24 protein-coding genes and 1 pseudogene are annotated in these 25,403 nt (G+C 65.8%); 8 read left to right on the plus strand and 17 right to left on the minus strand.

The window, feature by feature from the left end:
• Nucleotides 1-44 precede the first annotated feature (44 nt).
• Nucleotides 45-1,244 (minus strand): substrate-binding domain-containing protein, encoded by a 1,200-nt coding sequence (locus tag LRS09_RS12805; RefSeq protein WP_257807101.1) that lies wholly within the window; start codon nt 1,242-1,244, stop codon nt 45-47.
• 258 nt (nt 1,245-1,502) lie between these two features.
• Between LRS09_RS12805 and LRS09_RS12810 the strand changes: the two genes are divergently transcribed.
• The gene (locus LRS09_RS12810) at nt 1,503-2,060 is read left to right on the plus strand and encodes a PAS and helix-turn-helix domain-containing protein (RefSeq protein WP_257807102.1); all 558 of its coding nucleotides are present in this window, start codon (nt 1,503-1,505) and stop codon (nt 2,058-2,060) included.
• A 138-nt stretch (nt 2,061-2,198) separates the two neighbouring features.
• The gene (ybaL, locus tag LRS09_RS12815; RefSeq protein ID WP_257807103.1) at nt 2,199-4,067 is read left to right on the plus strand and encodes a YbaL family putative K(+) efflux transporter; all 1,869 of its coding nucleotides are present in this window, start codon (nt 2,199-2,201) and stop codon (nt 4,065-4,067) included.
• Here the strand turns inward: ybaL and LRS09_RS12820 are convergent, their stop codons facing one another.
• The 3 genes from LRS09_RS12820 to LRS09_RS12830 all read right to left on the minus strand — a co-directional run bounded on the left by LRS09_RS12820 (nt 4,068) and on the right by LRS09_RS12830 (nt 7,618).
• A complete protein-coding gene (locus LRS09_RS12820) occupies nt 4,068-4,814 on the minus strand; it encodes an SDR family NAD(P)-dependent oxidoreductase (protein ID WP_085463351.1) in 747 nt (248 codons plus the stop codon).
• A 57-nt stretch (nt 4,815-4,871) separates the two neighbouring features.
• Nucleotides 4,872-7,076, minus strand: a complete 2,205-nt coding sequence (locus tag LRS09_RS12825) for a transglycosylase domain-containing protein (RefSeq protein ID WP_257807105.1) — start codon at nt 7,074-7,076, stop codon at nt 4,872-4,874.
• Nucleotides 7,077-7,174: 98 nt separating this feature from the next.
• Nucleotides 7,175-7,618 carry an RbsD/FucU family protein gene (locus LRS09_RS12830; protein ID WP_257807106.1) on the minus strand — a complete coding sequence of 148 codons (444 nt, stop codon included), beginning with the start codon at nt 7,616-7,618 and terminating at the stop codon, nt 7,175-7,177.
• A gap of 183 nt (nt 7,619-7,801) precedes the next feature.
• On the opposite strand from LRS09_RS12830, the gene LRS09_RS12835 reads away from it, so the two are divergent.
• The gene (locus LRS09_RS12835) at nt 7,802-8,008 is read left to right on the plus strand and encodes a hypothetical protein (RefSeq protein WP_257807107.1); all 207 of its coding nucleotides are present in this window, start codon (nt 7,802-7,804) and stop codon (nt 8,006-8,008) included.
• Here the strand turns inward: LRS09_RS12835 and LRS09_RS12840 are convergent.
• The 3 genes from LRS09_RS12840 to rnk form a co-directional block, all read right to left on the minus strand.
• Nucleotides 8,005-8,997, minus strand: coding sequence for a Gfo/Idh/MocA family protein (locus LRS09_RS12840; RefSeq protein ID WP_257807108.1), 993 nt, complete (start codon nt 8,995-8,997; stop codon nt 8,005-8,007). The two genes, LRS09_RS12835 and LRS09_RS12840, sit on opposite strands and share 4 nt — an antisense overlap.
• 98 nt (nt 8,998-9,095) lie before the next feature.
• Nucleotides 9,096-9,611 (minus strand): hypothetical protein, encoded by a 516-nt coding sequence (locus tag LRS09_RS12845; RefSeq protein ID WP_257807109.1) that lies wholly within the window; start codon nt 9,609-9,611, stop codon nt 9,096-9,098.
• A 183-nt stretch (nt 9,612-9,794) separates the two neighbouring features.
• On the minus strand, nt 9,795-10,181 hold the full coding sequence (gene rnk, locus LRS09_RS12850) for a nucleoside diphosphate kinase regulator (protein ID WP_257807110.1): 387 nt from the start codon (nt 10,179-10,181) through the stop codon (nt 9,795-9,797).
• Between the two features lie 283 nt (nt 10,182-10,464).
• On the opposite strand from rnk, the pseudogene LRS09_RS12855 reads away from it, so the two are divergent.
• A pseudogene (locus LRS09_RS12855) lies at nt 10,465-11,461 on the plus strand (aldo/keto reductase).
• Between the two features lie 3 nt (nt 11,462-11,464).
• Here LRS09_RS12855 and LRS09_RS12860 read toward each other — a convergent pair.
• Together LRS09_RS12860 and LRS09_RS12865 are read right to left on the minus strand one after the other, a co-directional pair.
• On the minus strand, nt 11,465-12,442 hold the full coding sequence (locus LRS09_RS12860) for a Tim44 domain-containing protein (protein ID WP_257807111.1): 978 nt from the start codon (nt 12,440-12,442) through the stop codon (nt 11,465-11,467).
• A 233-nt stretch (nt 12,443-12,675) separates the two neighbouring features.
• Complete coding sequence (locus LRS09_RS12865) at nt 12,676-13,515, minus strand: aldo/keto reductase (RefSeq protein ID WP_374684836.1); 840 nt, start codon at nt 13,513-13,515, stop codon at nt 12,676-12,678.
• 111 nt (nt 13,516-13,626) lie between these two features.
• Between LRS09_RS12865 and LRS09_RS12870 the strand changes: the two genes are divergently transcribed.
• On the plus strand, nt 13,627-14,052 hold the full coding sequence (locus LRS09_RS12870; protein ID WP_257807112.1) for a hypothetical protein: 426 nt from the start codon (nt 13,627-13,629) through the stop codon (nt 14,050-14,052).
• A 204-nt stretch (nt 14,053-14,256) separates the two neighbouring features.
• On the opposite strand, the gene pheT is transcribed toward LRS09_RS12870, so the two are convergent.
• The 6 genes from pheT to infC all read right to left on the minus strand — a co-directional run bounded on the left by pheT (nt 14,257) and on the right by infC (nt 20,095).
• On the minus strand, nt 14,257-16,662 hold the full coding sequence (gene pheT / locus LRS09_RS12875; protein WP_257807113.1) for a phenylalanine--tRNA ligase subunit beta: 2,406 nt from the start codon (nt 16,660-16,662) through the stop codon (nt 14,257-14,259).
• A 10-nt stretch (nt 16,663-16,672) separates the two neighbouring features.
• Nucleotides 16,673-17,758, minus strand: a complete 1,086-nt coding sequence (pheS, locus tag LRS09_RS12880; RefSeq protein WP_257807114.1) for a phenylalanine--tRNA ligase subunit alpha — start codon at nt 17,756-17,758, stop codon at nt 16,673-16,675.
• Nucleotides 17,751-18,629, minus strand: a complete 879-nt coding sequence (locus tag LRS09_RS12885) for a serine/threonine protein phosphatase (protein WP_257807115.1) — start codon at nt 18,627-18,629, stop codon at nt 17,751-17,753. Before LRS09_RS12885 ends, pheS begins: the two co-directional genes overlap by 8 nt.
• A gap of 89 nt (nt 18,630-18,718) precedes the next feature.
• Nucleotides 18,719-19,120 carry a 50S ribosomal protein L20 gene (rplT, locus tag LRS09_RS12890; protein WP_257807117.1) on the minus strand — a complete coding sequence of 134 codons (402 nt, stop codon included), beginning with the start codon at nt 19,118-19,120 and terminating at the stop codon, nt 18,719-18,721.
• A gap of 39 nt (nt 19,121-19,159) precedes the next feature.
• Entirely contained in the window at nt 19,160-19,363 is a 204-nt protein-coding gene (rpmI, locus tag LRS09_RS12895; protein WP_006201248.1) for a 50S ribosomal protein L35, read from the minus strand.
• A 195-nt stretch (nt 19,364-19,558) separates the two neighbouring features.
• On the minus strand, nt 19,559-20,095 hold the full coding sequence (gene infC, locus LRS09_RS12900) for a translation initiation factor IF-3 (RefSeq protein ID WP_257810183.1): 537 nt from the start codon (nt 20,093-20,095) through the stop codon (nt 19,559-19,561).
• Between the two features lie 218 nt (nt 20,096-20,313).
• Between infC and LRS09_RS12905 the strand changes: the two genes are divergently transcribed.
• From LRS09_RS12905 to LRS09_RS12915, 3 genes are all read left to right on the plus strand, one after another.
• Entirely contained in the window at nt 20,314-21,084 is a 771-nt protein-coding gene (locus tag LRS09_RS12905) for a carboxylesterase (protein WP_257807170.1), read from the plus strand.
• Between the two features lie 10 nt (nt 21,085-21,094).
• Nucleotides 21,095-22,234 carry a benzoate/H(+) symporter BenE family transporter gene (locus LRS09_RS12910; protein ID WP_257807171.1) on the plus strand — a complete coding sequence of 380 codons (1,140 nt, stop codon included), beginning with the start codon at nt 21,095-21,097 and terminating at the stop codon, nt 22,232-22,234.
• Between the two features lie 108 nt (nt 22,235-22,342).
• Nucleotides 22,343-22,804, plus strand: coding sequence for a DUF2852 domain-containing protein (locus LRS09_RS12915; RefSeq protein WP_257807172.1), 462 nt, complete (start codon nt 22,343-22,345; stop codon nt 22,802-22,804).
• A 433-nt stretch (nt 22,805-23,237) separates the two neighbouring features.
• On the opposite strand, the gene LRS09_RS12920 is transcribed toward LRS09_RS12915, so the two are convergent.
• Together LRS09_RS12920 and LRS09_RS12925 are read right to left on the minus strand one after the other, a co-directional pair.
• Nucleotides 23,238-24,239, minus strand: a complete 1,002-nt coding sequence (locus tag LRS09_RS12920) for a serine protease (RefSeq protein WP_257807173.1) — start codon at nt 24,237-24,239, stop codon at nt 23,238-23,240.
• A 284-nt stretch (nt 24,240-24,523) separates the two neighbouring features.
• On the minus strand, nt 24,524-25,399 hold the full coding sequence (locus LRS09_RS12925) for an aldose 1-epimerase family protein (protein ID WP_257807174.1): 876 nt from the start codon (nt 25,397-25,399) through the stop codon (nt 24,524-24,526).
• Nucleotides 25,400-25,403 lie beyond the last annotated feature (4 nt).

Genomic DNA, 25,403 nt, shown 5'->3' on the forward strand with positions numbered 1-25,403 from the left:
CTTCACCTACTGCCCCATTGCCCTACTGCCTTACTCCCTTAACCTCACTGCTGGTTGTTCCGCCCGATCGGGATCTTCATCTCCTCGGGCTTGATTTCACGGACGAGCTCCGGGATCGCCCAGGCGACGTTCGGATCGACCTTGATCTTGAAGTGGTACATCGACTGAAGCGCCTGGTGGTCTTCCGGACGGAAGGTCATCGGACCCTTCGGCGTGTCGAAGCTCATGCCTTCCATAGTCTTGATCAGCGTCTCGGTGTCCCAGTCCGACGCGGTCTCGAGCGCCTTGGCCACCGCCATCGCGGCGGCGAAGCCGCCTGCGGTGAAGAAGTCCGGCGGCGTGTTGAAGCGCTTCTGATGCTCGGCGACGAACCAGTCGTTCACCGGGTTCTTCGGCGATTCGTAATAGTAGTAGATGGCGCCTTCCATGCCGGGCACCTTCTTGTAGCCGGCGAGCGCGGGCAGGATGTTGCCGCCGGTCGACAGCTCGATGCCGTAGCGGCCCGGGTCGGCGGTGACGAGCGGTGTCATGGCGTCGATGCCGGCGACATAGATGACGATCACCTTGCGGCCCTGCTTGTCCTTGAGCGCGTTGAACAGGCGCTCGATCGGGGCGGTGAAGTCGGTCGTCTGCTGCGGCACGTATTCCTCGTGCACCAGGTTCGCGCCGGTGCCTTCGAGCGCGGTCTTGAAGGCGGCGACGCCGTCGCGGCCGAACGCATAATCCTGCGCCAGCGTGGCGATGTAGAGGTTGCTGTCCGGCTTCAGCGCGAGCGCCTGCGCCTGCATGTCCATCGAGGAGTTGCGCGAGGTCTTGAAGACGTAGCGGTTGGAATCCTTACCTGTCAGGCCGTCGGCGACGGCGGGTTCAACGAGCAGGATCTTCTCGTTCTCGGCCGCGACCGGCAGCATGGCCATCGCGACGCCCGACGAGGTGTCGCCGACGGCGAGCACGACGTCCTCGTCGGCATAGGCTTCAGCGAGCAGCGCACGGGCGATGTCGGGCTTGAACTGCGAGTCCTTCTTGACCAGCTCGATCTTGCGGCCCTTGATCTCGTTGGTGCCCTTGGTCGCGTATTCGAGACCCATCTCGAAGCCGGTATGGGTCTGCTTCGAATAGGCTTCGAGCGGCGAGCCCGAAAGGCCGTGGATCAGCGCGATCTTGGCCGGCCCGTCCTGCGCCAGGACCGGCTGCGCGACCAGCAGCGCGGAGGCCGCAGCCAGCGCCGTCAGCAATCTTCTCATCGTTGGTTCCTCCACCAGTTCGACCGAACAGAGTTCAATGCGCGTCTCCCCCGTCGGCGGGAAGGCAGCGAATTCGTCTGAAAGGGACAATCGTGCCAGGCCGACCGGCAAGCGGTCGCAGCAGGCGCAACATTCTCCTCCCGTCGTGTGCGACGATACTGCCCGTCCGGGCTCTTGGCGGCCGGCTGGCATGACGCAACACTTTGATTATTATCGTCACCCAGACACACGGGCGGCAATATCGTATAAATACGCGCAATGCTGACACGCGAAGAGCTCGAACAGATTGCGTTCCACTACTCGCCGGTCGGCATCGTGCTGACCGAGAGCAGGATCATCCGCGCCTGCAACCCCGCCTTCGCCGGGATGTTCGGCTATGTGCCCCAAGAGCTCATCGACCAGTCCTTCGCGATTCTCTATCCGAGCCTCGAGGAGTTTGTCGCGATCCGCGACGTCGGTGTCGAGCCGCTGAGAAAGACCAACCGCTACACTGACGAGCGCATCATGGCGCGTCGCGACGGCTCGCTGTTCTGGTGTCGGGTGCGCGGCCATTCGCTGACGCGCCAGGACGATCCGCTGCGCCGCGCGGTGTGGAGCTTCGCCGACTTGTCGGAGTTCCGCCCCGTCTCGCCGCTCACCACTCGTGAGCGCCAGATCGTCATGCACCTAGGCGAGGGGCGGACCTCGAAGGAGATCGCGCGCATGCTGACGATCTCGCCGCGGACCGTGGAAGCCTATCGCGCGCGCCTGATGAAGAAGCACAAGGCCAGCAACGTGGCAGAGCTTCTCGCCCATCTCGGCGGCATGCCGCAGTAGTTTTTCAGGCCCGGCGCGTCTTTTCGAGCATTTGTGCAGCTCGCAAACCTTGCGGTGGCGGGAAGGCATCCCCATACTCCGGAAGCGGGCCCCCGGCCTGCTCCCTTTTTCGCTGCTCATTTTTTCGAGGCTTGCCGCATGCTGCATGAAATGCCCCTCATCGCCACAATCGTCGCAGGCCTGGGGTTGGCATTCGTGTTCGGCGCAATAGCCAACCGGCTCAAGATTCCACCGCTGGTCGGATATCTGGTCGCGGGCGTGCTCGTGGGTCCTTACACGCCCGGCTTCGTCGCCGACCAGAGCCTGGCGACGGAGCTCGCCGAACTCGGCGTCATCCTGCTGATGTTCGGCGTAGGCCTGCATTTCTCGCTGAAGGATCTCCTTTCGGTGCGCGCGATCGCGGTACCGGGCGCCGTGGTGCAGATCGGCTTTGCCACCTTCCTCGGCATGGGGCTCGCCTGGCTGATGGGATGGGACCTCGGCGCCGGCATCGTGTTCGGCCTGGCTCTGTCCGTCGCCTCGACCGTGGTGCTGCTGCGCGCCCTGCAGGAGCGCCGCATCCTTGAGACCGAGCGCGGACGCATCGCCGTCGGCTGGCTGATCGTCGAGGATCTTGCCATGGTGCTGGCGCTGGTGCTGCTGCCGGCACTGGCAGGCGTGCTGGGCGGCAACGGGGCCGCGGCGCCCGCGGCGGACCACGCGCCGTCCGCGATCACCGGCCTTTTGGGCGGGGGCGTAGTCGGCGCGATCGGGCTTACCGTCGCCAAGGTAGCCGCCTTCGTGATCCTCATGCTCGTGGTCGGCCGCAAGGTCATTCCGTGGATCCTGCACTACGTCGCCCACACCGGCTCGCGCGAGCTGTTCCGCTTGGCCGTGCTGGCGATCGCGCTGGGCGTCGCCTATGGCGCGGCGCAGCTCTTCGATGTGTCGCTGGCGCTCGGCGCCTTCTTCGCCGGCATGATCATGAGCGAGTCGGAACTGTCGCATCAGGCGGCGGAGGAATCGCTGCCGCTGCGCGACGCCTTCTCTGTGCTCTTCTTCGTCTCGGTCGGCATGCTGTTTGATCCCTACAGCCTAATGGAGAGCCCGCTGCCGGTGCTGGCGACGCTGTTCATCATCGTCATCGGCAAGTCGGTCGCGGCCTTTCTCATCGTCATCGCCTTCCGCTATCCGGTTGGCACCGCTCTGGTGATTTCGGCAAGCCTTGCGCAGATCGGCGAATTCTCCTTCATCCTGGCCGAGCTCGGCGTCGGGCTGGGCCTGCTGCCGGAACAGGGGCGCGATCTGATCCTTGCGGGCGCCATCCTGTCGATCGTGCTTAATCCAGTGGTGTTTGCCGCGGTTGATTGGCTGAAGCCGTATCTCGAGAAGCGCGCGGCTTCTGCGCAGCCCGCGCCGCAGCCTGCCGGGCCGCCAGCCCCGGGAACGCCGGAGGAGCCGGCTCCCGCGCCGGCCGAGGTGGTCGATCCCGAACAGGCGCCCGACAAGACGACGCTCACCGATCACACGATCCTCGTCGGCTATGGCCGCGTCGGCAGTCTCACCGGCAGGGCGCTGCGGGATGCCGGTTCGCCTGTGCTGGTGATCGAGGATTCCGACAAGGCGTCGGAGAAGATCCGCAATGATGGCATCGAGGTGATCAACGGCAACGCCGCCCGCGCGGATGTGCTCGCGGCAGCAAATCCTGCCGGAGCCAGACGCATCATCCTGGCGATTCCGAACGCGTTCGAGGCCGGACCCGTGGTGACGCGTGCGAAGGCGGCGAACCCCGATATCAGGGTGATCGCTCGCGCGCATTCGGATGCCGAGGTGGAGCACCTGAAAGGCCTCGGCGCGGACCATGTCATCATGGGCGAGCGGGAGATCGCTCGCGGCATGGTCGAGCAGGTGCTGGGGACGCCGGCCGCCATGGCGAAGGAGCCTGACAGCGACGCGTCGCCGACGACCAAGCTGGACACGCCCCCGGTTCCGCCGCCGAAGCCGGCGGACGAGGGCGACAAGCCCTGATCAGACGTGCTGGCCGCCGTTGATGTGGATTTCGCTGCCCGTCACGTAGGACGCCTGGTTCGAGCACAAGAAGTAGATGATGTCGGCCACTTCCGACGTGGCGCCCAGCCGGCGCAGCGGGATGGTCTCGACGATCTTGTCGGTGCCGGGGGAGAGGATCGCTGTGTCGATCTCGCCCGGCGCGATCGCGTTGACCCGAATGCCATGCGGGCCGAAGTCGGCCGCCATCTCCCGCGTCAGCGAGCCGAGCGCGGCCTTCGACGTCGCGTAAGACGTCCCGGCGAAAGGGTGCACCCGCGTGCCGGCGATCGAGGTGACATTGACGATCGAGCCCTGCGCGGCGGCCAGTTCCTTGAACAGGCCGCGGGCGAGCATGATCGGGGCGAAGAAGTTCACCTGGAACACGTCGCGCCAGACATGCATCGGCGTGTCGAGCGAATTCATCCGCCCGCCGTCCTTGAGCTTGGGCGAGATGCCGGCATTGTTGACGAGCGCGTGCAGCTGGCCGCCGTTCGTCTCCAGGCGGTGGCGGATTTCGGAGACGGCGATTCCGACGTCCTCCTGGTCCGAGAGGTCGACCTTGATGTGATCATCGGGTCCTGCCGGCCACGGGCAGTCCTCCGAGAAGGCCTGGCGTGAGCATGTGATGACGCGCCACCCTTCGCGGGAGAAGCGTTTCACCGTTGCATGTCCGATGCCACGGCTGGCGCCTGTGAGGACAAGGGTCTTTCGCATCGCATCCGCCATCGGGAGCCTCCGCTGCGCTATGTAGCGGAGGACGTCGGTCTTAGCGAGGGGGCGGGTTCAGTTTCCGAGGATGACGTCGAGGATCGACTTCTCGCGCCGGACCGGCTGGCCGCCGACCTCGCCCGGCGGCACCGGGCGGCGGATCGACGACACCTGATCTCCGTCGGGGCGCGGATTGAAGCCGCCGGCCATCTCGGGCGCGGCCGTCTCGACGGCAGCAGCAGGCGGAGGTGCTGCTGCGACCGGCTGCTCCTCGCTCGATACCGGCGGCGAAGACGGCGCGTAGAGCTCGATGTCGGGAAGCTGGCGCACCGGAACGCCCTCATGTGCCGCCTGCATGAACGTCTTCCAGGCGATCGACGGCAGCGAGCCGCCGGTGATGTTCTTGGTCGGCTTGCCGTCATCGTTGCCGAACCACACGCCGGTGGTCAGGTTCGACGTGTAGCCGACGAACCAGGCGTCGCGCGATTGCTGGCTGGTGCCGGTCTTGCCGGCGGCGGGCCAGCCGAACGCGGCCTTCTTCGCCGTGCCGATCTCCAGCGTCTCCGTCATCATCCGGTTCATCATGCCGACGATCTCGGGCTTCACGACGCGCGGCGCGGAGTTGGCCTGGTACTGGTAGAGCACCTTGCCGTTGATGTCGGTGACCCGGCTGATGAAATGCACCTCGGGCCGGTATCCACCATTGGCGAAGGGCACGAAAGCAGCCGTCAGCTCCAGCGGCGTCACCTCCGACGTGCCAAGCGCGATCGAGGTGTTGGCCTGCAACTTGGATTCGATGCCGAGCCGCTGCGCGGTCTGCACCACCGTCTCGGGGCCGACCTCCATGACGAGCTGCGCCGAGACCGAATTGAGCGACTTCGCCAGCGCCTCTGTCAGCGTCACGCGGCCGAGATACTTGCCCTTGTAGTTCTCCGGCGTCCACTTGCCGATCTTGACCGGCGCGTCGTTGCGGATCGAGTCGGGCGTTCGGCCGGCTTCGAGCGCGGCGAGGTAGACGAAGGGCTTGAAGGCCGAGCCGGGCTGGCGGCGCGCCTCGGAAGCACGGTCGAACTGGCTGTTGGCATAGTCGGCGCCGCCGACCATCGCGCGCACCGCGCCCGAATTGTCGATCGAAACCAGCGCGCCCTGGCTGACCTGCAGCTTCTCGCCGTCTTCCTCGATCAGCTTGCGGATGGACTCCTCGGCGAGCTTCTGCAGCGTCAGATCGACGGTGGTGTCCACCACGACATCGGTCTGGATCTCGCCGACAAGGCCGGGCAGCTCCTCCATGATGCGGTCGGCGACATAGTTCTCCGCGCCGGTCCAGTAGGCGGCTGCGCGGGTAGCGGGCGCGCTCATGGCGAAGGCGAGCTCCTTCGAGCCAATCATCCCCTCTTCGCTCATGGCGGCGAGCACCACTTGGGCGCGGGCCTCCGCGGCCTTGGGGTCACGCGCTGGCGACAGGCGCGACGGCGCCTTGAGCAGGCCTGCCAGAAGTGCTGCCTCCGACAGCGTCACGTTGCGGGCGGACTTGCCGAAATAGCGCCGGGACGCGGCCTCCACGCCATAGGCGCCCGAGCCGAAATAGACCCGGTTGAGATACATCTCGAGGATCTGGTCCTTACTGTATTCATGCTCCAGCCAGAAGGCGAGCAGCACCTCCTGCACCTTGCGCTCCAGCGTGCGCTCGGGCTTGAGGAAGAGGTTCTTGGCGAGCTGCTGCGTGACCGTCGAGCCGCCCTGCACCAGCCGGCCCTGCATCAGGTTGGTCACGACCGCGCGCCCGAGGCCAAGCGGGTCGACGCCGAAATGCGAGCGGAAGCGGCGGTCCTCGATCGCGATCAGCGCCTGCGGAATTGACGGCGACATTTCCGACAGCGACAGCGCCTCGCCACCGGTCATGCCGCGATTGGCGAGCAGCTGGTTGTCGGCGGAAACGATCTTCACGTTGGGCGGCCGGTCGGGCACGGTCCAGGTGATCGCGCTCGGCATGCGCGCGCCGTAATAGGCGACAATGCCAGCGAGCCCGATGCCGCCCCACAGCGCCAGCACGAGCGACCAGTAGACCAATGTGCCGAACACGCCGAAGCCGCGCCGTGCGCGGGAGCGCGAACGGCCACGGGCCGCGGGTTCGCGCGCCGGCTTGGCCGGCTTCTTCGCGCGCTTGGCCGAAGGCACCACGCGGTCGTCCTCGCTCAGCGACAGGCCACCGCCGCCGCGCTTGGGCGCCGGGCCGTCGAAGCTCGGCTCGATCCGCGTGTCACGTCCCCGTTTCGCCATGCCGCCGCGCTCGCTCCGTTGTCCGTGGCGTTCGGATGGACACTAAATGCGGCGCTTTAAGGGGGGGGTTAAGTGCGCTGGCGGCGTTCGTGTGCGGGTCAGACCCCCGCCGGCGGAAAGATTACGCCCTTCTTGAGGATCACATTGCCGTAGAGGCGGGTTTCGCCGGACTGCACGATCGCATAGGCGGCGCGCGAGCGGTCATAGAACGAAAACCGCTCGATCGGGACGATTGGAGCGGGATTGTCGGCGACCTCGTCGACGATCCGCTGGAACAGCGCCACCACGGGCGGCACTGCCTTCGGGTCGTCCACGACCGCCATGCTCATCGCGCGCTCCTCGGCGAAACTGTCGAGCGGCATGACACTGAGGATCGCCCGCAGGATCCGCGCGGCGTCGATGCCGTCGAGCCGCACGAGGCGCCTGGCGCAGGACTCGCCGGGAAAGTTGGCGTCGGCGATGACGATCTCGTCGCCATGGCCCATCGCGCGCAGGATACGCAGCAGGTCGGGCGACAGGATCGGGTCGATGTTGCGCAGCATGTCTTCTCCTCCTCGGCGCGCTGGTTGGCAGTGCCTGCCGGTAGGGATATCCCCGCCGGCCTCGAGAGTGAAGTCGTGTGGCGGGATGGAGCGTCAGCCTGCCGATATCTCTCCATAGCCGGCCACAAATTGGACGCGATCGGCGATACTCTATGGATCCGTGGGGGAAAGGGAGGTGCGCGAGTGACCACACTTCCACTGGCTGTCGATATCGCCGACACGGCGCTGAGGCGCGAGCTTTGCTGCGATCCATTCGCTCTCGACGCAGCCGCCGTCGAGTTGCGGATGAGACATCCCGAAAGCTCCGCGTCCTCGCAGGACATCGCCGATGTCCTGCGCGAGATCAGTTGCTGGGGCTGGAAGCGCAGCCGGGAACCGGCGGTCGCCTAAGCCTGCACGGCCTCCCAGCCGTCGTGAGCGCCGGCGCGGAAAACGGCGTCGATCAGCTTCTGGTTCTTCACCGAATCCTCGAGCGTGAAGATTGAGACGTCTTCGCCCTGCGCCTTCTTCGCGAAGGTCTCGACCTCCAGCCTGTACTGCTGCGTGCCTGGGAAGCGGAAGACCGCCGCTTCGGTGTGACTCTGATTATGCAATTCCACCTGATGGTGTTCATAGAGCCCGGCGTTGAAGGGCGAGCGGATCTCGATGAAGCCTTCGTCGCCATGGAAGACCATGAGCTGGCGCGCGGCCATCTGGGTGGAGAGGTAGAAGGTGAGCTCGAAGGCGCCGAAATCGGCCTTCACCGAGGAGTAGACGTCGGTGCCGAAGGTGGCGTCGCGCGCGACGCGGGCCTGCACGCGCAGCGGCTCCTTGCCGGTCGCAATACGGGTGGTGACGGTCGGGTAGACGCCGATGTCGGGCAGCGCGCCGCCGCCGAGTTCGAGCCGGTTGCGCATGTTGGCGGCGTCCTTGTTGAAATAGGTGAAGGCGCCCTGCACATGGCGCAGCCGCCCGATCCGCCCCTCCTCGATCAGCTCGCGCACCTTTGCCCACTGCGGATGGTAGTGGACCATGAAGGCCTCCGAGACTACGACGCCATTGCGGTCGCGCGCGGCGATAACATCGGCGATGTCGTCGGCCTTCAGTGCCAGCGGCTTCTCGACCAGCACATGCTTGCCGGCATCCGCCGCCTTCACGGCCCATTCGACATGCTGCGAGGTGGGGAGCGGGATATAGACGCCGTCCACCACGTCGGAGGTGAGCAGGTCCTCGTAGGAGCCGAAGGCATGCGGGGCGTTGAACCGGTCGGCGAGCGCTTCCGCCTTCTCCAGGTCGCGGCTCGCGACGGCGGCGAGCACGCCGTTCGCGGAATCCGCGATCGCCGGCAGCACGTGCTCGCGGCCGATCTTCGCCGTCGACAATACACCCCAGCGGAACATGGCTTGCTCTCCGTGACCGGCCGCGCGTGGAACCGACGCCGCCTCTTTCGCCGTTCTAGCCAAAGGCGGCGGGCCGGGGAAGCCACTTGCGGACGCGGTCAGGCCGCCTTCGGGCCGGGATCGTCGCTGTCGGGAGCGTCGCTGCCGGCGCTGCGCATCCGCAGCGGCACGACATTGGAGGGACGGAGCAGGCCGGCCGGACGCCGCAAGGCAAGATTTGCCTCCGCCTCCGGCTGCGACAGCACCGTATCGACATACAGGCGCTCGCGCTCGGTGTCGGAGGTCGGAACGTCCACGATCTCGCCCTCTGACATGCCGAGCAGCGCGAGGCCGCGCAGCGAATGGATCGACACGGCAAAGGCCGGCAGATCTTCGATCTCGCTTTGGACGACGAGGTGCGGGCCGGCGGCGGTATCGTCGACGCTGTAGGCGACGCTGCTGTTCAGCGTCACCGTGTCGGGCGGGATGTCGTCGCGGAGATAGATCGCACTCGAATCGACCTTGCGGCGCAACAGCGCGGCAAAGTGCGGGCACGCGCCTTTGTAGCGCGCGAGCATGGTTTCGAGGATCGCGATGTCCTTCGTGGTGATCCTGCTGATCGGCATGCCAGGCATGGCTGTTCTCCCCAGGGCGGCGGCGCCGCCGGAACGTTGCGTGGAGAGGTCCCCTGACCGGCGTTGCCGGCCAGGGGTCAGGAGCCTGCGATCAGCGAGCCCGCATGGTCGAGGAAACGCCGCCGCCGCACGGCGCGGACGGGCCTGCGTATTCCTCGCACTCTGGGGAGAACGGTCACGGCGTCATTCGGCGGCCGGGACGACGGTATCGATGGTCAGGCGATGCGACCGGCGGTCGTTGGAAGTCATCTCCATCGTCTGGCCGGCCGACAGGCCAAGCATCGCCACGCCCACCGGGGTGAGCACCGAGATACGGCCGGCGCCGACATCGGCATCCGCCGGATAGACCAGCGTAACCCGGCGCGGCGCGCCGTCGTCCAGGCGAAACTCGACTGTGCGCCCGATCTGCACGCTGTTGGCCGGGACCGCGCGCTCATCCCTGACCTTGGCGCGCTCCAGCTCCGCGAGCAGTTCGTCGGCGAGATCGGGATTGCGGTCGATCAGGCCGTTCGCCATCTGGACGAGGCGGGTATGGTCGATCCGGTTGACGACGATGGGTGGCTTCTTCATGACGATGTGGCCCGCGTTTCGAGCGCGCCGGGACGACCGCGAAACGCGGTTTGCCTCGGCGACATGCGATGTGAATGGATGTTAAGAGTTACAGCCCCAGGCCCGGAGCTGTGTCCGAGCTGGGGTCAGCGTCCTGCGATGGGGACGATCCGGAAGACGGTGGTTGCCGTGCGGGTGCTCATACTCTGAACATGGTATGTTCCACGGCAATGTCAAGCCGCAATGGACAGCGGGGCGCCCGTCCCCCATATCCGCTCCATCCGCATATTCAAGGAGATGACCCATGAACCGCCGCAAGCTGGGCAGCGAACTCGAAGTCTTTCCCGTCGGTCTCGGCTGCATGGGCATGAGCCATGGCTATGGCGGGCAGGAGGAGGCGGACGCGATCCGCACGCTGCACCACGCGGTGGAACTGGGCGTCGACTTCTTCGACACGGCCGAGGTCTACGGCCCCTTCTCCAACGAGGTTCTGGTCGGCAAGGGGCTGAAGCCGTTCCGCGACAAGGTGAAGATCGCGACCAAGTTCGGATTCAACGTGGTCGACACTCCGGCTGGCCCTGAGGCACGGCCCGGCCTGAACAGTCGGCCCGAACATGTGCGTGCGGTCGCCGAGGCTTCGCTGAAGCGTCTCGGCATCGAGACGATCGACCTGCTCTACCAGCACCGCGTCGATCCGGACGTGCCGATCGAAGATACGGTCAGCGCGATGGCCGCGCTCGTGAAGGAGGGCAAAGTCAGGACGATCGGCCTGTCGGAGGCCAATGCGGCGACGATCCGCCGCGCGCATGCCGTGCACCCGATCGCAGCGGTGCAAAGCGAATATTCGCTCTGGACGCGCGACCCGGAGACCGATGTGCTGGCCACCTGTCGCGAGCTCGGCATCGGCTTCATGCCCGTTCAGCCCGCTTGGCCGCGGCTTCCTCACCGGCGCGATCACGTCGGCGGCACAGCTCGGTGCGAACGACTTCCGCCGCAAGCTACCGCGCTTCGAGGAGGAGAACATCGCCAAGAATCTCGCGGCGGTCGAGAAGCTGAAGGCTCACGCGACCGCCAAGGGCGTCACCGCTGCGCAGCTAGCGCTCGCTTGGGTGCTCGCGCAGGGCGATTTCATCGTGCCGATCCCCGGCTCGCGCAAGATCGCGAACCTGGAGGCCAACGTGGCCGCCGCCTCGATCCCGCTCACCGCGAGCGAGATCGCCGAGATCGGCGCACTGGTCACGCCGGATCAGGTGTCCGGCGGCCGCTACCCCGAGGAGATGGCGCGGCAGGCGGGACGGTAGCTGTCACGCCTCCTGGATCGCCGAGAGCTTCCAGTCGCCGCCGCGCTCGCGCACGAAGGTCCAGAGTTCGGTCGTTTCGGTGAGCTGGTCTTCGCCCTCGACGATCCTGCCGGTGGCGCGGTCGCGCATGACGTCGACAGACTCGTAGCCGAAGGCCGCCGTCGCATAGTCGGTGCCGTCCTCGCGCCAGGCCTCGGCGATGTCGGCGGAGACGAGATGCACGTCGCGGACCTCGTTGCGCAGGCCGCGCTTGGCGTTGTCGGCGAGTTCCTCGGAGAAATAGGACACCATCTCGGGCGTGCTCAGCCGGCGGAGTGCGGCGTGGTCTTCGTCTGCGAACGCCTTCTGGACCTCGGCGAGGCGACGCTCGAACGTATCGAGATCGGCCTTGTCGAGCTGGATGTCCTGCGCGGCAGGCGCAGCCGCGCCGCCGCCGATCGACGGGATGGAAAAACCGCCGGCGCGCGTCTTCGTGTCGGTCGCGTCGTTGCGCGCATGACCGCTGCCGAAGCCGTTGCCGCCGCCATGCGGCGCGCCGCCAGCCACGGCGGGCTCGCGGCGGGAGCGGAACCAGGCCATCGCAAACGAGACGAGCAGGCCGATGAGCAGGAGTTGCACGAGGAAGCCAAGCGCACCTGCCATGCCGCCGAAGCCGTAGCCGAGCAGCATGCCGAACAGGCCGCCGATCAGAAGGCCGCGCATCAGCGAGCCGCCGAAGCCGTTGAACAGGCCCGGACGCTGCTGGCCGACCGTCTGCGGCTGGCGCGTAGCGGTGTTGGGCGTCGGCGTCATGGTACGCTCGACCGGGCCGTTGGGGTTCGGCGCGGTGCGCGTCGGGGCCGGCGCCTGCCAAGTGCGCGTGCCGCGGCTGCCGAACGAGCCGCCGCGCCGCGCCTCGGCGAAATCGGTCGAGATGAGCGTGAGGCCTATGAAAAGGCTCATGAAAAGAGCGACGAAGCGAATGCGACCGAAGCGCACCATGTAACCGTAACCTCCAGTTACCCGCTTCGGATCATGCAAAGCGGGCCCAAGTTCAAACGGTCCGACATCGCGATCGACAGATCGCCAGAGGGGCCCGGCCCGCGCGCACGGATATGGGAAGTTTCGACGATGTATGCAAGGCGTAAGGCCCGCTTGCGGAGTCAAAACGGGCGCTGAGGACGTGTCGAGGCGCTCGACCCGCGCCAACTCCACGCCGTTCCTGGGATGCCGGATCAGATCATCGCCAGCGGCTGCTTACGGCGCGGGGGCGGGAAGGCGGCGTCGAGTTCGGCAAGGTCCTGCGCCGTCAGACGGATGTCCGCGGCGGCGCGGTTGTCGCGGACGTGCTTTTCCTGCGAAGCCTTGGGAATGGCGATTACGCCTTCGCCCCGTAAGGTCCAGGCGAGCGCCACCTGCGCCGGCGTCGCCCCGTTTCGCTCGGCGACGATCTGGAGGCGGCCCTCGCGGGCAAGGTATCCTTCGCCCACCGGCGAATAGGCCATGACCGGTATTCCGCGCGAATGCTGCCAAGGCGCGAGGTCGAAATCGATGCCGCGGCTGGCGAGGTTGTAGAGCACCTGGTTGGCCGCGACCCCGCCACCCTTGGGCAGCGCCATCAGTTCCTGCATGTCGGCGACATCGAAATTGCTGACGCCCCAATCGCCGATCTTGCCCGATGCCTTCAGCGTCTCGAAGGCATCGACCGTCTCGCGCAGCGGCACGCCGCCGCGCCAATGCAGCAGGTAGAGGTCGATCCGGTCGGTGCCGAGGCGTTTCAGGCTCGCCTCGCAGGCGCGGATCGTGGCCGCGCGCGACGCGTTTGACGGCAGCACCTTGGAGACGACGAACACCTCGTCGCGACGACCCGCGATCGCCTCGCGCACCACCTCCTCCGCGCCGCCGGAGGCATACATCTCGGCCGTATCGACCAGCGTCATGCCAAGCTCGATGCCGAGCCTGAGCGCTGCCACTTCCTGCGCCAACCGATCCCGCCGCTCGCCCATCTTCCACGTGCCCTGGCCGAGGACGGGGACGGAGATGCCGGAGGGGAGAGTGGTGGTGGGGAGGGGCATGGGAATAGGTCCAGTATGCGACGCAGTTTTGTTGGGATTGCTTGACAGAACGCTGGTTCGTTAAATTGCCTGCTGGCTATTCTTAACTCAACGACAGCCTAGGGTTGCACGATGGAGCATAGCATCGCCATCGCGTTGTTTGCCACGGCCTCAATGGCCGTGCCGAGCATGGCGAACGACGCCATTCCACCTGAATTGACGGGTATTTGGGGGAGCGAGGGTTCTGTCTTCAACGGCGATGCACTCTTTGAAGGGCAGGGCGTTTATCTTCGGGCAGATGGGAGAGGCATGCTGATTGGCGGGCCACCAGCAATTGGCGTCCCACTTATCGGTCGTTATGACAGGGAAAAGAACGTCCTGACCATCCGATACTTTTCTGGGCCAGGCGGGCCGAACAAATGTGTCAACATGCAACTGACATATGATCCCGCTACGGAGACGATTCATGCCGGCGTGGAATTACATAGACGCACTGCCGAGGTGTCTCCGCATTTCCAGCAGTATATCGTGAGCGAGCCGGTCAAATGTTCTTGGTAACCGTCGATCTCCGGAAACGAATGTCGGTCGCCACTCAGAGGGTAGCGCCATGTCGCTCGTGACGGCCTCTCTAGTCGCCCGAAAGATTTCCGGGCGATCTGCACTAGATCCGTCACGAGCAGATCGAAGTTGTTAGATCCGCGGAAATTGTTCCTGGGTATGCTGTCACCGACGCGTGTGACGCGGCCTTTCGCGGCCGCGTAGTTAGCTCCGCAGCACCCCGCCCGTCTGCTTCTTCACGTTCTCGACGATCCTGCCCGCCAGCGATTCGAAATCCTCGTCGGTCAGCGTCTTGTCGACCGGCTGGATGGCGACCTCGATGGCGATGGACTTCTTGCCCTCGCCGATCGCCGCGCCCTCGAAGACGTCGAAGACGTTGACGCCGGTGATGAGCTTCTTGTCGGCGCCGAGTGCGGCGCGGACCAGCGTGCCGGCCTCGACGGCGCGGTCCACCACGAAGGCGAAGTCGCGCTTCACGGCTTGGAAGGCGGAGAGCTCCAGTTTCGGCTTGGTTCGGGTTGGCTTGGCCTTGGGCTCAGGCACCGCGTCGACGAAGACCTCGAAGCCGCAGAGCGGGCCGTCGGCGTCGAGCGTCTCGAGTGTGGCCGGATGGAACTCGCCGAAATGGCCAAGCACCGTCTTCGGGCCGAGCTTGATCACGCCGGAGCGGCCGGGGTGATACCAGCCGGGTGCGCCGGTTTCGACGGAGAGCCGGTCGATCGGCGCGCCGATAGCCTCGAGCGCGGCGTATGCGTCCGCCTTGGCGTCGAACACGCCGACTGAGCCGGCATTGCCCGACCACAGGCGCCCCGACCCTTCGAGCTTCGCGGTGCCGCGGCGGATGCCGGCGGCGACGCGGCGCTGCTGGTGGGCCTCGTCGCCCTCATAGGTGCCGGACACCTCGAACAGGGCGACGTCGCCTATGCCGCGGTCGGCATTGCGCTGCGCGGCGGCGATCAGCCCCGGCAGCAGCGAGGGTCTCATGTCGGACATGTCGGCGGCGATCGGGTTGGCGAGCTTGAGCGCCGGCTGGCCGCCGCCGAACGCCTCGGCGTGCTTCGCCGGGATGAACGACCAGGTGACGGCCTCCATCATGCCGCGCACAGCGAGTGCGCGGCGCGCGGCGCGGGTGCGGATCTGCAGCGTCGTCAGGATCCTGCCGTTGACGGCGTCGTGGCTCACGAGCGGCTGCGGCTCAATCTGGTCGACGCCGCGCATGCGCATGACCTCCTCGACGAGATCCGCCTTGCCGTCGATGTCCGGCCGCCAGGAGGGCGGCGTGACGTCGTAGAAATAGCCGCCGCCGGAGACGCCGAAGCCCAGCCGCCCCAGGATCGCCGCGCTCTCCTCGCCCGGCACGTCCATGCCGGTGAGGCGCTTGACTTCCAGAACCGGAAACATGAAGCGTTTCGGCTCGTAGCCGGCATAGCCGACGACTTCCGCGTCGGTGGGCATGCCGCCGCAGATGTCGAGCACGAGCTTGGTCGCGAGATCGAGGCCCGGCACCATGAATTCGGGATCGACGCCGCGCTCGAAGCGGTAGCGCGCATCGGTGATGATGCCGAGCGCCCGGCCGGTGCGGGCGATGTTGAGCGGCGCCCAGAGAGCGGACTCGATCAGCACGTCGGTGGTGTTCTCATCGCAGCCCGAGTGCTCGCCGCCCATGATGCCGGCGATGGATTCGACGCCGTTGTCGTCGGAGATCACGCACATGTCCGGCGTCAGCTCGTATTCGAACGTATCGAGCGCCAGCACCTTCTCGCCTTGCTCCGCGCGACGCACGACGAGGTTGCCGGCGACCTTGGTCGCGTCGAAGACATGCAGCGGCCGGCCGCGGTCGAAGGTGACGTAGTTGGTGATGTCGACGAGCGCGTTGATGGGGCGCAGCCCGATGGCGATGAGCCGCTGCTGCATCCACTTGGGCGAGGCACCGTTCTTGACGCCGCGCACCAGCCGCAGCGCGAAGCCGGGGCAGAGGTCCGGATCGGCGATCGTCACCTTGACCGGGCATTCGCCGTTGCCGGCGACCGGCGCAACCGGCGGCGTCTTCAGCGTGCCGAGGCCCGACGCGGCGAGATCGCGGGCGATGCCATGGATCGAGGTCGCATCGGGCCGGTTCGGCGTCAGGTTGATCTCGATGACCGCGTCGTCGAGATGCGCATATGCGGCGAAGGACTGGCCCACCGGCGCATCCTCGGGCAGGTCGATGATGCCATTGTGCTCGTCGGAGAGCTGCAGCTCGCGCTCCGAGCACATCATGCCGCGGCTCTCGACGCCGCGGATCTTGCCGACGCCGAGCGTCGTGTCGATGCCGGGGACATAGGTGCCGGGCGCGGCGAAGGCGCCGATCAAGCCCGCGCGCGCATTGGGCGCGCCGCAGACGACCTGGACCGGTGCGCCAGAGCCGGTGTCGACCATCAGCACGCGCAGCTTGTCGGCGTCGGGGTGCTTCTCGGCGGACAGCACCTTGGCGATGACGAACGGCTTCAGCGCCGCCTTGTCGTCGACATGCTCGACCTCGAGGCCGATCGAGGTGAGACGCTCGACGATCTCGGCGAGCGAGGCGCTGGTGTCGAGGTGGTCCTTGAGCCAGGAGAGGGTGAGTTTCATGATTGTCTCCTCAGCTGCTCAGACCGCCGAACAGCGTCGGCATGTCGAGCGGCCTGAATCCGTAATGCTGCAGCCAGCGGACATCGGCGTCGAAGAAGGCGCGCAGGTCCGGCATGCCGTATTTCAGCATGGCGATGCGATCGATGCCCATGCCCCAGGCGAAGCCCTGATATTCGTCGGGATCGAGCCCGCCGGCGCGCAGCACGTTGGGATGAACCATGCCGCAGCCGAGGATCTCCATCCAGTCGGAGCCCTCGCCGAAGCGCACCTCGCCCGGCCGCGAGCGATCGCATTGGATGTCGACTTCCAGCGACGGCTCGGTGAACGGGAAGAAGGACGGCCGGAAGCGCATCTTGACCGAGGGCACTTCGAAGAAGGCCTTGCAGAACTCCTCCAGCACCCACTTCATGTTGGCGACATTGGCCGACTTGTCGATGACGAGGCCCTCGACCTGGTGGAACATCGGCGAGTGGGTGGCGTCGGAATCCTGCCGGTAGGTCTTGCCGGGAATGACGATGCGGATCGGCGGCTGCCCCGCCTCCATGGTGCGGATCTGCACCGGCGAGGTGTGCGTGCGCAGGAGCTTGCGCTCCCCGTTCTCGTCCGGATTGAAGAAGAACGTGTCGTGCATCTCGCGGGCAGGATGACCGTCCGGGAAGTTGAGCGCGGTGAAGTTGTAGTAGTCGGTCTCGATGTCCGGACCCTCGGCGATCGAGAAGCCGAGGTCGCCGAAGATGGCGGCGATCTCGTCGATCACCTGGCTGATCGGGTGGATGCGGCCGCGCTCCGCTGGCGACTGCCGCACCGGCAGCGTCACGTCGACCTTCTCGGCGGCGAGCCGAGCGGTCGTCGCGGCGTCCTTCAGCTCGGCCTTGCGGGCACCCAGCGCCTCGGTGATGCGGTTCTTCAGCCCGTTGATGGCGGGACCCTTGGTCTGTCGCTCTTCCGGTGTCATCGAGCCCAGCGACTTCAGGAGTTCGGAGACCGACCCCTTCTTGCCCATCGCGGCGACGCGCACGGCCTCCAGCGCCGTTTCGTCCGCCGCCTGGGCAATCTGCTCGGCGAGCGTCTTTTCGATTGTGTCGATCTCAGTCATGGCTCGGTTTCCGCAGTTCGCCGGTCTGGCCCGGCAGGTTCGGATGGGACGCCTCGTCCTTGGACAAGGCAGATTTGAGGAAGCTGGTTCCGGCCAGCATGCGCTGCCCGTCGCGGCCTATGAAGCGGCCGGGAAGGCGCAGCACCGGGTTGAACAGCGAGAAGAAGCCGACCACGCGGCGCAGCTCTCGGATCACCGCGGGCGGCGCGATCTGGCGATAGGCGGCGAAGGCGCGCTTAGGCGTTTCGGGCCGCAGCGCCTGGCCGGCGATCTGCAGGAACAGCAGCCAGACGTCGCGCGCCTGGGCGGTTTCGAGCGGCATCGAGGCCTCGGGCTCTTCCTCGAAATCGAGGAAGCCGAACATGCGCCCCTTCACCAGCATGTCGCGCGGATGGGGGCGGCCATGGCAGAGGCCCGCGAGATGGACGCGCGCGACGGCTTCGGCGCAGGCGACCAGCATATCGTCGTGGCGCACGGCATCGCTGCGCCGGAGGCGATTGAGCTCCTCCTGCACGATAGTTCCAGCATCGCTCATCGCGATCACGTCGCCCTGGCCGTAGAATATCGTCACCGTGGGAAATCCCGCGGCCCGGAAGGCGGCGGCCTTGCGCATCTCGCGCGCGGCGAGGCCGGCGGCTGAGGCGGCCGGGGAACTGCGCAGGAACGGCAGGGGCATGAGCGGCGAGATCACGCGATGCAGCCATTTCGCGACGCTGCGCGCCTCGACGCCGTAGCGCTTGATCCAGACGGTGCGCCCGTCGACCTCGACGGAGCTGACACGGCTGCGTTCGGACGCGACGACGAGCTTCAGCAGGGCCTCAAGGCCCGCCGGGCTCAGTTCCTCGTCAGTTTCGCTCTGTGTCCTGTCCATCGGTCCGGATACAAAAAAACCCGCGCCAGCCCTGCCAGCGCGGGTTTCCCAATTGGTGTTGCCTGAAGTCCTGGGAAAACGCTGGTCGTTTAAGCGACTGCGCCTTCAAACTCGTTCGGCATGCCGTCCTTGAGGTATTCGAGCGCGGTCTTCGACTTGGCAACCAGCGCGACGAAGGCCTGCGGCTCGTGGATGGCGAGGTCCGAAAGCACCTTGCGGTCGATCTCGATGCCGGCCTTGTTGAGGCCGTCGATGAAGCGGCCATAGGTCAGGCCGTGCTCGCGAACCGCGGCGTTGATGCGCTGGATCCACAGGGCGCGGAAGTTGCGCTTCCGGACCTTGCGGTCGCGGTAGGCATACTGCATCGACTTCTCGACCGCCTGCTTGGCGATGCGGATCGTGTTCTTGCGGCGGCCGTAGAAGCCTTTCGCGGCGTCCAGGACCTTCTTGTGCTTGGCGTGGGCGGTAACGCCTCTCTTTACGCGTGCCATGTGATGATCTCCTTAAATCTGTTCCAGGCCCGATGCGGCTCAGAGGCCGTTCGGAAGAAAATTCTTGATGACCTTCTTGCCGTCCGGTTCAGCCAGAACCATCGTGCCGCGGGCATTTCGAATGAACTTGTTGGAACGCTTGATCATGCCATGGCGCTTGCCGGCGGCTGCCGACAGCACTTTGCCAGTGCCGGTGATCTTGAACCGCTTCTTGGCGGCCGACTTGGTCTTCATCTTGGGCATTTTGCTATCCTTTTCGGTGCGCTTGATTGCGCTTGTTTTTGCTCCGGACGGACCAGTGTCCGGAAAGCATGCAAAACCGCCACGGCATGCCCTGCCGGGCGGTTTGGGACGCGGCCTTATACAGATGCGCCTGCAAAAGAGCAACACCGATTCGGCTATATGTCGGGGCCTAGGGGGCGGGCAGCCGCCGAAGGATCACTTCGGCGACAGCACCATCATCATCTGGCGGCCTTCGAGCTTCGGTTCGGCCTCGACCTTGGCGATGCCTTCGACCTCGGCCTTGACCTTGTTCAGCAGTTCCATGCCGAGTTCGAGATGCGCCATCTCGCGGCCGCGGAAGCGAAGCGTCAGCTTGACCTTGTCGCCTTCCTCGAAGAAGCGGCGAACCGCCTTCATCTTGGTTTCGTAATCGTGGGTGTCGATGTTCGGGCGCATCTTGATCTCCTTGATCTCGATGACCCGCTGATTCTTGCGCGCTTCCGCCGCCTTCTTCTGGCTGGCGTATTTCAGCTTGCCGAGATCGGTGATCTTGCACACCGGCGGCTCGGCATTGGGAGAGATCTCGACGAGGTCCAGGCCGGCCTCTTCTGCAATCTGGAGCGCCTCCTGGATGGAGACGTTGCCACGATTGGCGCCTGTTTCGTCGATAAGCTGAACCCGGGGAACCCGGATGTCACGGTTGGAGCGTGGTCCCTCCTTCGTGGGGGCCGCTGCCTTGAAAGGTCTGCGAATGGTCGTGATCTCCTCGATCGTTGTCACTAAGGGTGTGCCGGCGCTGGCGTGACGCCGGTGGAAAGGGCAGATGTGTTATCCGCTTCGCGGGTTCAATACCACAATGCGGTGAAAAAAACAGCGGCCGCGTCGGTTCTGGACCAACGTGGGCGCCGTCTGCGACGGCTTTCCTCCCGACATCTCCTATGTCAGAACGCCGGGTCTGACGGAGACCTGCCTTGGATACGGATCTGGAACATATAGGGGTCGCTGGAGATTCAATTGCGGTCCGTCACCGACAGGGCCGCGCACCGGGCCTCGTCTGGCTCGGCGGCTATCGGTCGGACATGCTGGGCACCAAGGCGCAGGCGCTCGACGAGTGGGCTGAGCGCACAGGGCATGCCTGCCTGCGCCACGACTATTCGGGCCATGGCGAGTCGGGCGGCCGCTTCGAGGATGGCACGATCTCGCTCTGGCTGGAGCAGAGCCTGGCCGTGTTCCGCCATTTCACCTCCGGACCGCAGATCCTCGTCGGCTCCTCGATGGGAGCCTGGATCGCGTTGCGGATGATCCAGGAACTGCGCAAGGCAGGCGAGGGTGAAAAGGTGGCGGGCCTCGTCCTGTTGGCACCGGCGCCGGATTTTACGGTGGAACTGATGGAGCCGCAACTGAGCGAGGCGCAGAGGCGCGAGATCGAGGAAAAGGGTTACCTATCCGAACCGTCCGAATATTCACCGGAACCGAACATCTACACGAAAGGGCTGTTCGAGGACGGCCGGCGCAACCGGGTGCTGGACGGGCTGATCGAGACGGGATGTCCGGTCCATATCCTGCAGGGCATGAACGATCCGGACGTGCCGTATACCCATGCTGAGAAGCTGCTGCGGCACCTGCCGGTCTGCGACGTCACGCTTTCGCTGATCCGCGACGGCGACCACCGTCTCTCGCGCCCGCAGGACATCGACCTCATCCTGCGTTCGGTCGAGGGCATGGTGGCGCAGGCCGGCTAAGGAGTTCCGCATGCGCCTCTCGATCCCGGCTTCGGCCTTCGTCGCGTCGATCGTCGGTTTCGGCGGCACGCTGGCGCTGATCATCGCCGCGGCGAATGCGGTGGGCGCGACGACGCTGGAAACGGCGAGCATGGTCACAGCGCTGTGCCTCGCCATGACCGTCGAGACGGCATATCTTTCGTGGAAGACGAAGATGCCGGTGATCAGCGCCTGGTCGACGCCGGGCGCGGCTCTCATCGCAGCGTCGAGCGGCTTCACGATGGCGGAGGCGGTGGGAGCCTTCATCGTCGCCGCCGTTCTTCTGGTTGCGACCGGGCTGTTCAGGCCGCTGACCCGGCTTGTCTCGCGCATCCCGGCTTCGGTGTCGTCGGGCATGCTGGCCGGTATTGTCGTCACCTTCGTTTCGGGCGCGTTCAAGACGGTGGCGGTGGATCCGCTGCTGATCCTGCCCCTGCTGGCGGCCTTCTTCGTGATCCGCCTGTTCAACCCGGCGCTTTCGGTGCTGGCGGTGCTGATTGGCGGCGGCGTGCTCGCGGTGCTTCTCGGGCGGGTCGGCGACCTGCCGGCGCCGGAACTGTCGACGCTCACCTTCATCGCGCCGCAGTTCACCACGGCCGCGCTCGTCGGCCTCGCGATACCGCTCTACCTCGTCACGATGGCTTCGCAGAACCTGTCGGGATTGGCCGTGCTGAAGGCGGCCGGCTACGAGCCGCCGGCGGGCGAACTGATCGCCGCGACCGGCCTCATCTCCCTGATCACTGCGCCGCTTGGCGCGCTGACCACCAATCTGGCGGCGATCTCGGCGGCGATCTCTACCGGCCCCGACGTGCATCCAGATCCTGCCGAACGGTGGAAGACCGGTCCGTTCTATGCGCTGTTCTATTTGCTCTTTGCCCTGTTCGGCGCATCGCTGGTGGCGATCTTCGCGGTGCTACCGCCGTCGCTGATCGCGCTGGTAGCGGGGCTGGGCCTGATGGCGCCGCTGGTGAACGCGATGACGATCGCACTCAAGGAGGAGAGCGAGCGCATCCCGGCGATCACGGCGTTTGCCGCCACGGCTTCGGGCCTGGTCTTCGCGGGCATAGGCTCCGCCTTCTGGGGGCTGGTGGCGGGCCTGATCGTGCTCGGCCTCGGCCAGCTGCGGCGCTAGCGCTTTACGTAACTTTACATTGCGATGTCTTGAATCGGGAGGTGGCCGGGGCCATCTCGAATCCAAGGCAGCCGGGTGGGTTGCCGGTAACCAAAGGAACGGAAACTGATGAACACGACTGCACTGATCCGTCCGGCCTGGACGCCGGCGACCATTGCTCTCATGGTGATCGGCTTCATGGTGTTCTGGCCGCTTGGCCTTGCCATGCTCGCCTACATCATCTGGGGCGACCGGCTTGACGGCTTCAAGCGCGACGTGAACGGCGCGACGGACCGCATCTTCGGCTCCTGCCGCAAGGCCGGCTCCTGGAAGGCGCATGCCCGCACCGGCAACGTCGCCTTCGACGACTGGCGCGAGAAGGAACTGGAACGCCTGGCCGAGGAGCGCCGCAAGCTCGACGAAACACTGGCCGAATTCGACGCCTATGCGCGCGAACTGCGCCGCGCGAAGGACCAGCAGGAGTTCGACCGCTTCATGTCTGGGCGCTCGCGCAACACGCCTGCCCCGACAGAGCAGCGCAAGCCTGCGAAGCGAGGCAAAGGCTCGGAAGGTCTTCTCGACGACGTGTGATCGGGGCTCACGCCCCACCCAAAAAGACGGCGCCGCCCAAACGGCGCCGTTTTCATATCCGACTTCGCGACGACTGCGACTCGGCCTGGTCAAGTCGTAGGAGGTATTCCCCGAATACCTCATTAGTATTCGTATCGGGGCGGAAGACGGTCAGGCGCGACAGGAACCGGCGGTTCCCGGTGTGCGACAGCTGATCGCGGATCAGCGACGACAGATCGTCTTCGCCCCCTCTGATTTTGCTGCCTTTGGTCATGGTCCAAGCCTCTCTCTTGGAAAGGTGAACTCATCCTGCGCCCGATCGTTCCGAGAGTGAACGGATCGTTCGAGTTAAGGTAAAATTTGAATGAATTGGAAACTGGCCGGATTTCCAGGCACAGCCTGAATGACGGCGGGCGGCCGAAGCCGCCCGCCCTAACTGCTCCAGCCGCCGCGCTCAGCGCACGCCGGCGTTCTGCGAGATCCAGTCCTTGTATTTGGCGATGCGCGTATAGACGCCGTATGCGTTGCGGTGGCCGCAGGGCATTTCGGCGTCGAGCGGACCTTCGCCCCAGCTCACGATGCCGATCTGGACCGGGCCGGCGGAGCCTTCGGAGAACAGCGGGCCGCCGCTGTCGCCCTGGCAGGCGTCGCGCGCGCCGTCGGGCTCTCCGGCACAAACCATGTTGCCGGTAAGCGGATCGCCCATGGCGGGCTCCAGCGCCGGGCCGATCTGGTCCAGAGCCTCTTCGGACATGCGGAAGCGGCCGACATAGCGCGAGAGGACGTATTTCATGTCCTCGCCGTAGATCCGTTTGATGCCCGAATTGCAGGTAGCGTTCGGGAACAGCCGCATCTGCGCCTTGAGCAGGTTGCGTGGGAAGCCGCCGTTTTCCATGCGGCCCCAGCCGGTGACCGTAACGTGGCCGTCCTCGACGTCGGCCTTGGTCAGCTTGACCGGCTTCTCGGTCGCCTTGGTCTTGAGCTTCATCAGGCCGATGTCGTTGTCCAATGCATAAGGGTCGTAGCCCTCGTGCACGATGATCTTCTCGACCTCATGCCGGGTGCCTTCGGCGAGATCGGTCGCACCGGTGAGAACCACGACCGTTTCGGCGCCGATCGGCGCGCCGGCCTGCACGAGGCAGTGCGCGGCGGTGAGCACCCAGTCGGGGGCGATTAGACTGCCGCCGCAGAACTGGGCGTTCAGCTGCGAGTCCGTCGAGGCATCCAGCGAGCCGCTGAACAGCAGCGCGACCTGGAAGGGATACTCCCCCTGCTCGGTGGCGTAGCCGCCGACCACGCGGTCGTCTTCCGCCTTGGCGCGCGCCTCGGTGACGCGGCTCATGGGCGAGAGCTCGGGCCGTTCGCCCGCGTTCTGCGCGGCGGCCGGAAAGGCCGCGAGCGCCGTTGTGCCGACGAGCGCAAGGAGCGCCAGCCCGCATGTCAGAGTCCTGGTCATCTGCAAGTTCGTACCTCCTGAGACGTTTCGTTCCCGCGGGTGCGACCTGCGAAGCCGCCCGCCCTTTGCCGTCAAAGCCCCAAAGCCATCAAATACTCTTCAGGCAAAGTCGCCAAGATTGATTGGCGGCAATGTAGGAATATTTGCGGCATAATCTTCCCAGGGGCACATGATGCTTATGCCCTTGGAAAATCGCGAGGATTTGTATCGGGCGTGTGTCGGCGAAAGCGCATGCGCAGGACCGGCCGCCGCGATCTCGACATGATCAGCATGCGACGGGAAGGTCAGTCCCGTATGGCGATGTCCATCGCGAAAGCCGCCGTTTCGCCCGGCGCGATCGGAACGATGCCGGGCCTGGCGAAGATGTCGCCATCGAAGCCCTCCGGATCGGCATGGCCGGCCCATGGTTCGATGCAGAGGAAATCCGCACTCGGCTTCATCCAGATGCCCAGAAAGGGCAGGTTGCGGAAGCCGAGCTCGATCGCAAGTGGCGCGCCCGGCGCCTCGAAGCGGACGCGGCGGCCGCGCAGCGACGTCAGCATCATTGCGCCGTCGTCGAACAGGCGCTCGGACAGCGGCAGAACGCCGCCCTTGGCATCGAGAATCGAGCCCTCGGGAAGGATCAGCCCGTTGCGAGCGCGGAAGACCTCAAGCTGCTCGTCGGCATCGAAGACGAGGCGGTGGCTGTCCTTGGCGAGGCCGGACAGCAGGGGCCAGCGGAAGCCCGGGTGGAAACCGAAGCTCGCCGGCAGGATCGTCCCGCCGGGATTACGCACCGTGGCGTCGACGGACAGGACTTCGCCCGCAAGAACGTAGGCGATGTCGAGGACGAAGGGGAACGGATAGTGGAGCTGCGTAGCCAGGGAATCGGCGAGCCGCAGCAGGCAGCGGTCCGCGCCGCGCTCCACCACCTCGAATGCCATTGCATGCGCAAAGCCGTGCAGCGGCATTGGATAGGATGTCTTACCCACTCGGATCCGGTCATTTGCGCTTCGCCCGACCACAGGAAACAGGATCGGACTCGAATGGTCCCACCACCGGGCGTCGCCGCGCCAGAGGAGATCGCCATGGTCGCGATGGCAAAGGCCGGTCAGCTCGGCTCCAAAGCTCGAGATGCGCGCTTCGGTCCGGCCGGACCGGAGCAGGAGTTCTTGCGCCATGGAC

This window comes from Mesorhizobium sp. J428, assembly GCF_024699925.1.
Lineage (GTDB): Bacteria > Pseudomonadota > Alphaproteobacteria > Rhizobiales > Rhizobiaceae > Mesorhizobium_A.